This is a genomic window from Kitasatospora sp. NPDC059747, assembly GCF_042732955.1.
Lineage (GTDB): Bacteria > Actinomycetota > Actinomycetes > Streptomycetales > Streptomycetaceae > Kitasatospora.
Genome location: NZ_JBHWGV010000015.1, coordinates 99,261 through 107,695, shown reverse-complemented (window position 1 = coordinate 107,695; position 8,435 = coordinate 99,261). Strand labels below are relative to the sequence as shown.

The 8,435-nt window shown below is 74.0% G+C and carries 8 protein-coding genes; 1 reads left to right on the top strand and 7 read right to left on the bottom strand.

The window, feature by feature from the left end:
* Positions 1–255: 255 nt before the first annotated feature.
* The 4 genes from ACFV4G_RS09585 to ACFV4G_RS09570 all read right to left on the bottom strand — a co-directional run bounded on the left by ACFV4G_RS09585 (position 256) and on the right by ACFV4G_RS09570 (position 4,099).
* On the bottom strand, positions 256–498 hold the full coding sequence (locus ACFV4G_RS09585) for a hypothetical protein (RefSeq protein WP_359966313.1): 243 nt from the start codon (positions 496–498) through the stop codon (positions 256–258).
* A 149-nt stretch (positions 499–647) separates the two neighbouring features.
* On the bottom strand, positions 648–1,016 hold the full coding sequence (locus ACFV4G_RS09580) for a WhiB family transcriptional regulator (protein ID WP_380438270.1): 369 nt from the start codon (positions 1,014–1,016) through the stop codon (positions 648–650).
* Positions 1,017–1,181: 165 nt separating this feature from the next.
* Positions 1,182–1,637: a hypothetical protein gene (locus ACFV4G_RS09575; protein ID WP_380438268.1), complete on the bottom strand. Its 456-nt coding sequence runs from the start codon at positions 1,635–1,637 to the stop codon at positions 1,182–1,184.
* A gap of 293 nt (positions 1,638–1,930) precedes the next feature.
* Positions 1,931–4,099: an ATP-dependent DNA helicase UvrD2 gene (locus ACFV4G_RS09570; RefSeq protein WP_380438282.1), complete on the bottom strand. Its 2,169-nt coding sequence runs from the start codon at positions 4,097–4,099 to the stop codon at positions 1,931–1,933.
* Positions 4,100–4,404: 305 nt separating this feature from the next.
* Between ACFV4G_RS09570 and ACFV4G_RS09565 the strand changes: the two genes are divergently transcribed.
* Positions 4,405–4,662, top strand: coding sequence for a mycoredoxin (locus tag ACFV4G_RS09565; protein ID WP_329928084.1), 258 nt, complete (start codon positions 4,405–4,407; stop codon positions 4,660–4,662).
* A 33-nt stretch (positions 4,663–4,695) separates the two neighbouring features.
* Here ACFV4G_RS09565 and ACFV4G_RS09560 read toward each other — a convergent pair whose 3' ends face one another.
* The 3 genes from ACFV4G_RS09560 to ACFV4G_RS09550 form a co-directional block, all read right to left on the bottom strand.
* Positions 4,696–5,535: a GntR family transcriptional regulator gene (locus ACFV4G_RS09560; protein WP_380438266.1), complete on the bottom strand. Its 840-nt coding sequence runs from the start codon at positions 5,533–5,535 to the stop codon at positions 4,696–4,698.
* Positions 5,536–5,807: 272 nt separating this feature from the next.
* Positions 5,808–6,749 carry an NAD(+) diphosphatase gene (gene nudC, locus ACFV4G_RS09555; RefSeq protein WP_380438264.1) on the bottom strand — a complete coding sequence of 314 codons (942 nt, stop codon included), beginning with the start codon at positions 6,747–6,749 and terminating at the stop codon, positions 5,808–5,810.
* Between the two features lie 125 nt (positions 6,750–6,874).
* Positions 6,875–8,278: a dipeptidase gene (locus ACFV4G_RS09550; RefSeq protein ID WP_380438262.1), complete on the bottom strand. Its 1,404-nt coding sequence runs from the start codon at positions 8,276–8,278 to the stop codon at positions 6,875–6,877.
* Between the last annotated feature and the right edge of the window lie 157 nt (positions 8,279–8,435).

Here is an 8,435-nt window from a genome sequence, read left to right as displayed (position 1 = left end):
GGGGGGGCGGGGTGGCGCCGCCGGGGGCGGGGGGGGGGGGGGGGCCCCCCGGGGCGGGGGGGGGGCGGGGGGCGCGGGGGGCCCCCCCCCGCCGCCCCCCCGCCCCCCCCACAACGGCCGCAGGCCGCTCCCCGGGTGCGGGGGGCGGCCTGCGGTGCGACGGGGGTCTGCCGTTCGTCCTGTGCCTGTCCGTGCGCGCCTGCACGCGCGTGGCCGCGCGTGGCCACGGGGCGCGCGCGTCGAACCGGGGCCGGACTACATCAGGGCGACGGCGAGGGCCTTGCGGGCCCGCAGCGAGGCGCGCTCGGCCCGCTGCTTGAGCTTGCGCGCCCGGGCGATGCGCAGGACGAGCCGTTGGTGCTCGGCCTCGTGCAGCCGGTCTTGCATATGGGCGCGGGCCAGGGATTCGTGGAGGAGTTGCATTTCGAGGGTCCTGTTCTGGATCTGAAGTTCGTTGGCCTGTTCGGCGCGGACGGCGGGGTCGATGGCGGCGGTCATGTGGTGGTCCTGCTCGTGGTGCGTCGTCGGGAAGGGGTTGGTGCGGGCCGCGTCGGCCTTGGCGGCGGCGATCCGCACGGAGCGGCGGAGGGAACTGTCCAGTGGGGGCTGCTCTCCCCGGCGGACGGCTCCGGCTCCGAGGTCGGGGCTCACGCCATGACCTCGGTCTTGCGCGGACGGCCACGGGGCCGCTTGCGGGCCACGACGACGCCCTGGACGAAGAGCTCGCCACCCCAGACGCCCCAGGGCTCGCGGCGCTCGAGGGCGCCGGCCAGGCAGGCCTCCTTGACCGGGCAGGTGCCGCAGAGGGACTTCGCGTACTCGACGTCGGCGGGCGTCTCGGCGAAGAAGACCTCGGGGTCGAAGGCGCGGCAGGGGATGGGGAGACCGAGTGCCTCGGCCTGCTCGATCGAGCTGAGCTGCATGGAAAGAACCTCCGGGGGGTCGGCCTGGTCGGCCTTGGTGATCTGGCTTGTCGGCGGTACGGACGGGGTGGGCGGTGTGATGACCGTGGACACTGTCTGCGTCTTCCTCGTCTTCTCAGTGGTTCCGGCCCGGCTGACTGGTGGGGCTGGGCCGGAGGCCCCGGGGGGCCTGGGTGGTCTTGCGTACCGGACAAAACAGAAGGGCCGCGGATCCCGGTGTGACGGGTTCCGCGGCCCTGGAGGTGCCGACCTGAGGTTTCAGGTTCGTTCTCTCCAGGGTTCAGGCCCGCGGAAGGCCCGCATCCGGATGGCCGTGGCGCCGATGAAGGCGGCCATGGCCTGCTTGTTGATCAGCTGCTCGTTCTGCTTCTGGGCGTTTCCGGCACCGATGACCTGCGCATAGCCGCCATGCATGGCTGCGGCTACGACCGCCTTCGGTGCCTGGGTCGGTCGCTCGTCGCGCTCGGAGCGCGGCGTGCCGAACGACGCCCAATCGCGGGACAGACCGGTCTCGACGGAGGCGCCTTCGACGCTCCTGCCGCTCGCGACGCACAGATCAGTGTGTCCGAGACCACTGACAGCGACGGCGGGGACGACGGAGACACCGGTGGTGTCGAGACCCAGACCGGTTCCACCGAGCTCTGCGGGCGCCCACAGGAGGGCATCACGCAGGGAGGCAGCGACAACGGTCCGGCCAGTCATTTTGGTGATCATGATGTTTCCCACTGTCTTCGCCTCCTCTCGGCGTCTCGCGGAGCCGGGTTTCCCCTGCTCCGATGTTCGGATGTCTGTCTTGGTGAAGCTTTGGGCGCGGGAACTCGGCACAGGCGTCACCCCGTGCGTTCGCGTCCCCTTGACCGCTCCGGCAGGCTATTGCGCTCCCGGTACGCCGCGCAAACTATTTTTCACGGCGGTTTTCGCGTCGCGTTTCGCGTCGCGCCGGACGGCGCGTTCCGATGCCCCGCGGGAGTCCCCTGAGCAGTCCCCGTGACCACGCCCGGACCGGCTCACGCCGGTTCGACCGGACCGTCGTCCATGACGCCGTCCGGTTCCTCCTCGGGCTCCTCCCCCGCACACAACGAGAGCACGGCGGCCCCGTACTTGTCCAGCTTCATGGCGCCGACCCCGGAGATCTGGGCCAGTTCCTGGCGGTTCGCGGGCACGTCCTCGGCGATCGCCATGAGCGTCGCGTCGGTGAACACGACGTAGGCGGGGGCGCCCTGCTTCCTGGCCTGCCGGGCGCGCCACTCGCGCAGCCGCTCGTACAGCGCCTCGTCCATGGTGGACGGGCAGCTCTCGCAGCGGCGGAGCTTGCGTTCGACGGCGTCGGTCAGGACGCGCTCGCAGACGCGGCACTTGACCGGTCCGCGGACCTTCCGCCCGGCAGCGCGCTCGCCGAACTCCACGCCCCCGCGCCCGCCCCGCGCGCCGGTGCGGGTGCCGGGGGCGGCGGAGCCGGGGCGCAGCCCGTCGAGGAAACGGGTGGGCTTGCGGCTGGCGCGGCCGCCCGGGGAGCGGGAGAGGGCCCAGGAGAGGGAGAGGTGCTTGCGGGCGCGGGTGACGCCGACGTAGAGGAGGCGGCGCTCCTCCTCGACCTGTTCGTCGGTCTTGGCGTAGATGATCGGCAGGGTGCCCTCGGTGAGGCCGACGAGGTAGACGGCGTCCCATTCGAGGCCCTTGGCGGCGTGCAGGGAGGCGAGGGTGACGCCTTCGACGGCGGGGGCGTGCTGGGCGGCGGCGCGGGCGTCGAGTTCGGCGACGTAGGCGGCGAGGTCCGCGCCCAGTCCTTCGGCGGTGCGGGTGCGCTCGAACTCCTCGGCGAGCCGGACGAGGGCGGCGAGGGACTCCCAGCGGTCGCGGACGGCGCCGGAGCCGGCGGGCGGTTCGGGGGTGAAGCCGCGGCTGGCGAGGACGGCGCGGACCTGGCCGGCCAGGTCGGGGGCGCCGGCGGTGAGGGGGTCGGCGGCGGCGCGGGCGGCGCCGCGCAGCAGGACGCCGGCGTCGCGGACCTCGGGGCGTTCGAAGAACCGCTCGGCGCCCTTGAGCTGGTAGGGGACGCCGAGGTCGGCGAGGGCCTGTTCGTAGACCTCGGACTGGCCGTTGGTGCGGAAGAGGACGGCGACCTCGCTGGCGCGGACGCCGGTGGCGAGGAGGTCCTTGATGCGGCGGGCGGTGGTCTCGGCCTCGGTGGGCTCGTCCTCGTACTCGGTGTAGCCGGGTTCGGGGCCGGCCTCGCGCTGGGAGACGAGTTCGAGGCGGTGGCGGGCGGCCTCGCCGCGGGCCTGGGCGAGGAGTCCGTTGGCGAGGTGGACGACCTGGGGGGTGGAGCGGTAGTCGCGCACGAGCTTGACGACGGTGGCCTCGGGGTGGCGGCTGCGGAAGTTCAGCAGGTAGTCGGGGGTGGCGCCGGTGAAGGAGTAGATGGTCTGGCTGGCGTCGCCGACGACGCAGAGGCTGGCGCCGCCGCCGGGGCCGGTCCACTGGTCGAGGAGGCGCTGCTGGAGCGGGGAGACGTCCTGGTACTCGTCGACGGTGAAGTGCCGGTACTGGGCGCGGACCTGGTCGGCGATGTCGGGGCGGTCCTCCAGGATGGCGGCGGTGAGCAGGAGGACGTCCTCGAAGTCGATGACGCCGCGGCGGCTCTTGGCCTCCTCGTAGACGCGGTAGACCTGGGCGGTCTCGGCGGGGTCGCGGGGAGCGTCGCGGCCGGACTTCTGGACGGCGGCGGGGTAGTCGTCGGGGCCGATCTGGGTGACCTTGGCCCATTCGATCTCGGCGGTGAGGTCGCGCAGTTCGGTGCGCTGGACGCGCAGGCCGCAGCGGCCGGCGGATTCGGCGACGAGCTGGATCTTGCGTTCGAGCAGCTGCGGGACGGGGCCGCCGACGGCGCGGGGCCAGAAGTACTGGAGCTGGCGCAGGGCGGCGGAGTGGAAGGTGCGGGCCTGGACGCCGTCGGCGCCGAGCTGGCGCAGGCGCCCGCGCATCTCGCCGGCGGCGCGGGCGGTGAAGGTGACGGCGAGGACCTGCTGGGGCTGGTAGACGCCGCTGCGCACGCCGTAGGCGATGCGGTGGGTGATGGCGCGGGTCTTGCCCGTGCCGGCGCCGGCGAGGACGCAGACGGGCCCGTGCAGGGCGGTGGCGACGGCGCGCTGTTCGGGGTCGAGGCCGGCGAGCACGGCGTCGGGGCCGGCGTCGCGGGCCGCCGCCGCGGGGTCGGTCCAGAGGTCGCCGGGGCCGCCGCTCAAGAGGTCTTCCTGCATGCGTTCCATCCTCTCAGCCCGGTGGGACAACCGGGGCCGGGTTGTCCACAGGCCCGGTGTGATCGCAGGATGATCGCTCTGCCTCTCCGCGACGCGGCGGCCTCCCGAACGCGGCGGCCGCGGCCCTTCCGGGACGCGGCGGCCGGAATGCCCGCCGCGCGTCGGACGTTGCGTCCGGAGAACCAGAGACCGTCCGCCCCCTCCCCGAAGGAGTCCCCCCGATGTCCGGCACCGTCACGATGTACAGCACGACCTGGTGTGGGTACTGCAATCGACTCAAGAGCCAGCTGGACCGTGAAGGCATCGGCTACACCGAGATCAACATCGAGGAGGACCCGGCGTCGGCGTCCTTCGTCGAGTCGGTGAACAACGGCAACCAGACGGTCCCGACGGTGCTGGTGACGCCGGCGGGCGGCGGCGAGCGGGTGGTCATGACCAACCCGAGCCTGCTGCAGGTCAAGAAGGCCCTCGCGGCCTGATCCGGGCCCGGCGGCCGGGCCCCGGCGCGCGTCTCAGGGCGCGTCGGCCGGGGCCTGGTCGACGGGCGTCGCGGGCGCGGGCAGCGTGGTGCGCGCGCCGAGGTCGCCGACGCCGTAGACGAGCCGGCAGCGGTCGGCCGAGTAGCGGGTCTCGATGACCCGCACCGGCCCGCGCCGGTCGTAGGTGACGCGGGTCTGCACCATGAGCGGCACGCCGGGGCCGCCCTGGAACCACTGGGCCTCCTCCGGTCCCGGCATCCGGGCCACGAGGTGGTCGACGGCGCCGATCTCGGTGCGGCCGAGGGCCGCGAGGACGGCCTCGTCCCCGCCCTCGACGGCGTCGGGCTCCATCAGCGGGGTGCCGGCGGCGAGCCCGGCCCGGTAGTGGCTCTCCTCGATCGAGTACGGCTCGCGGTCCAGCGTGCGCAGTTGGCGGCGCACGACGATGGCCTCGCCGGGGCGCAGTCCGAGGCGTTCGGCGATGTCGACGCGGGCGCGGACGATCATCATCTCGAAGTCGGTGCCGAGTTCGCGGCCGGCGTCGGCGGCCTCGCCGAGGTAGACGGCGGTGGGGACGGCGAGGCAGTCGCGCGGGGCGGTGGGCAGCGCGGGGCCGTAGGCGCGGTGGTCGAGGACGGGGTGTTCGCGCAGGTAGGTGCCCTTGCCCTGGAGGCGGACGAGCCGGCCTTCGTTGACGAGGACGTCGACGGCGAGGCGGACGGTGTTGCGGGCGACTCCGTACTGGCGTTCCAGTTCGCTCTCGACCGGGAGGGCGGCGTCGGCGGTGAACTCGCCCTCGGCGATGCGGCGGCGCAGGTCGGCGGCGAGGCGCTGGTATTTGGGGGATTGGGCGGTGCCCCGGGGGATTGTCACCCGAGTGAATGTAGCGAGCGCGGTGACGCGGTTTCAGCCGTTTCCGGCAATGTCGTCCGCGCGGGTCGGCGGTGCGCGCCGGGCGGCGGGCGGCCTGGGCGGGTACGGCCCGTCCGGTCACGAACATCCGGAGGGTGCGGCTTCCGAAAGGGATCGAAATCGGAAAAGGGGGCGCACGGCATGTGCCGCGCGCCCCCTTTTCTTGAGCTTTCCCGGGCGTTCCCGAGCTTCCCTGAGCTTTCCCGGGCTTTCCGGGAGCGCCCGGGAGCGGATTACCAGCGCGCCGCGGACGGCAGCGGTTCGCCGTACCAGAGCTCGACGAGGTGGCGCGCGATCGAGATCCCCGAGGGCGGCAGGATCTCCCCCGCCTCCATGCCGGCCCGCAGCTCCTCGCGGGAGAACCAGCGCGCCTCGGCGAGCTCCTCGCCGTCCACCGTGATCTCGGTGCCGCCGGGCAGCGCCTTGCCGGTGAAGCCGAGCATCAGGCTGGACGGGAACGGCCAGGGCTGGCTGGCGACGTACCGCACCTCGCCGACCCGCACGCCGGCCTCCTCGTGGACCTCGCGGGCGACGGCCTGCTCGATCGACTCCCCCGGCTCGACGAAGCCGGCCAGGGTGGACCAGCGGCCCTCGGGCCACAGCGCCTGGCGGCCGAGCAGGCAGCGGTCCTGCTCGTCGGTGATCACCATGATCACCGCCGGGTCGGTGCGCGGGTAGTGCTCGGCCGCGCAGGAGGTGCAGCGCCGCACGTGCCCGGCGCCGGCCTTCTCGGTCGGGTGGCCGCAGCGCGAGCAGAAGCTGTGCAGGCGGTGCCAGTGCTCCAGGGCGACGGCGTGCACCAGCAGCCCCGCGTCGCGGTCGGACAGCAGCGCGCCGACCTCGCGCAGCCCGGCCGGACGGGCGTCGCCGTCCAGGCGCCCGGGCAGGCTCTCGCCGGCCAGCGCGAAGTAGGAGACGCCGTCGTCGTCGGTGCCGAGGAAGTACCGGTCGCCGGTCTGCGGCGCCTCGAAGGAGGGCAGCAGGACCAGCTCGGTGCCCCCGGCGGTGTCGACGACGAAGGCCTCGCCGCCCGCGATCGGCAGCACCCGGGTGTTCGGGTGGCTCCAGGCCGCGGCGAGCCAGGGCTCGTCGAACCGGTGCTCGGCCGCCCGGTCCACTCCGGCCCGGGCCAGTGCCAGGTACAGGGGGCGTTCGGTCTCAGGCACGGTGCTCACGTCGTTCCATCCCCACGTGGTGCATCAGGTGAATCATCCGGATGAGTGATCTGACTGCCGGGGCGGGCCCGGTGGGCCCGCACCCGTTCCTGCGCTCGCTCACGCGCCCGCCTCGCCGCGCCCGTTCACGCGCCGGGCCGGAAGTTCTCGGCCAGGTCGCCCCACAGGTAGGCGGCGGTCTCCACGCCCTTGGCCAGCAGGTCGAGTTCGACCTTCTCGTTGACCGAGTGCCAGCCGTCGGAGGGCACCGAGATGCCGAGGAACAGCACCGGCGCGCCGAGCACGTCCTGGAGGTCGGCGGCGGGGCCGGAGCCGCCCTCGCGGGTGAAGAGGACCTTCTGCTCGAAGGCCCGGCCCATCGCGCGGACGACGGACTGCAGCGCCGGGTGGTCCAGCGGCGTCAGGCAGGGCCGGGTCGCGCCGGGGAAGACCAGCTCGTAGCGGATGCCCGCGGGCACCTGCTCGGCCACCCACGCGCGCACGGCCTCCCGGACCTTCTCCACCTCCTGCCCTGCCACCAGCCGGAAGGAGAGCTTGAGGTGCGCGGACGCCGGGACGATGGTCTTGCCGCCGGGGCCGGTGTAGCCGCCCCAGATGCCGTTGACCTCGGCGGTCGGGCGGGCCCAGATCCGCTCCAGGGTGGAGTAGCCGGCCTCGCCGCGCGTGCCGGAGGACTTGGCGACCGCCAGCCACTGCTCCTCGTCGAAGGGCAGTTCGGCGAACAGCGCGCGCTCGCGCTCGGTCAGCTCGATCACGCCGTCGTAGAAGCCGGGCACGGCGACCCGCCGGTCGCCGTCGTGCAGGGCGGCGGCCAGCTCGGCCGCGACCTGCGCCGGGTTGGGGACGGCGCCGCCGAAGGAGCCGGAGTGGATGTCGGTGTCCGGCCCGTACAGGTCGATCTGGGCGTCGGCCAGGCCGCGCATGCCGGTGCAGACGGTCGGCGTGGTCCGCGACCACATGCCGGTGTCCGAGATGATCACCACGTCGGCGGCCAGCCGCTCGGCCTCGCGCCGGACCAGGGCCGGGAAGTGCGGCGAGCCGGACTCCTCCTCGCCCTCGATCAGCAGCTTGAGGTTGACGGCCGGCGCGGTGCGCCCGGTGGCGGCCAGGTGGGCCCGCACGCCGAGGGTGTGGAAGAACACCTGCCCCTTGTCGTCGGCCGCGCCGCGCGCGAACATCCGTCCGTCGACGACGGTCGGCTCGAACGGGTCGGTGTCCCAGCCGTCCTCCTTCGCGGCCGGCTGGACGTCGTGGTGCCCGTAGACCAGGACGGTCGGGGCGGACGAGTCGCCCGAGGGCCATTCGGCGAACACCGCCGGCAGGCCGTCCGTCTCCCAGACCTCCGCCACCGGGAAGCCGGTGTCGCGCAGCTTGGCGGCCAGCCACTCGGCGGAGCGCCGCACGTCCCCGGCGCGGGCCGGGTCGGCGGAGACCGACGGGATGCGCAGCCAGTCGGACAGGTCGGCCAGGAAGGCGGACCGGTGCTGGTCGATGTAGGAGCGGACGGCGCTGTCCGGGGTTCTCGTCATACCGACGACTGTAGTTCGCCCGTGCGGGTGCCCGCCCCGGCCGTCCGGCTGCCGGGCCCGAAGGGGGCTGTAACGTCCGCGCCCCCCCCGCCCCCCGGCCGGGCGGGGGGGGGGGGGGCCCGCTGGGCGCGCGGGGGGGGGGGCGGGTGGGGGAGGG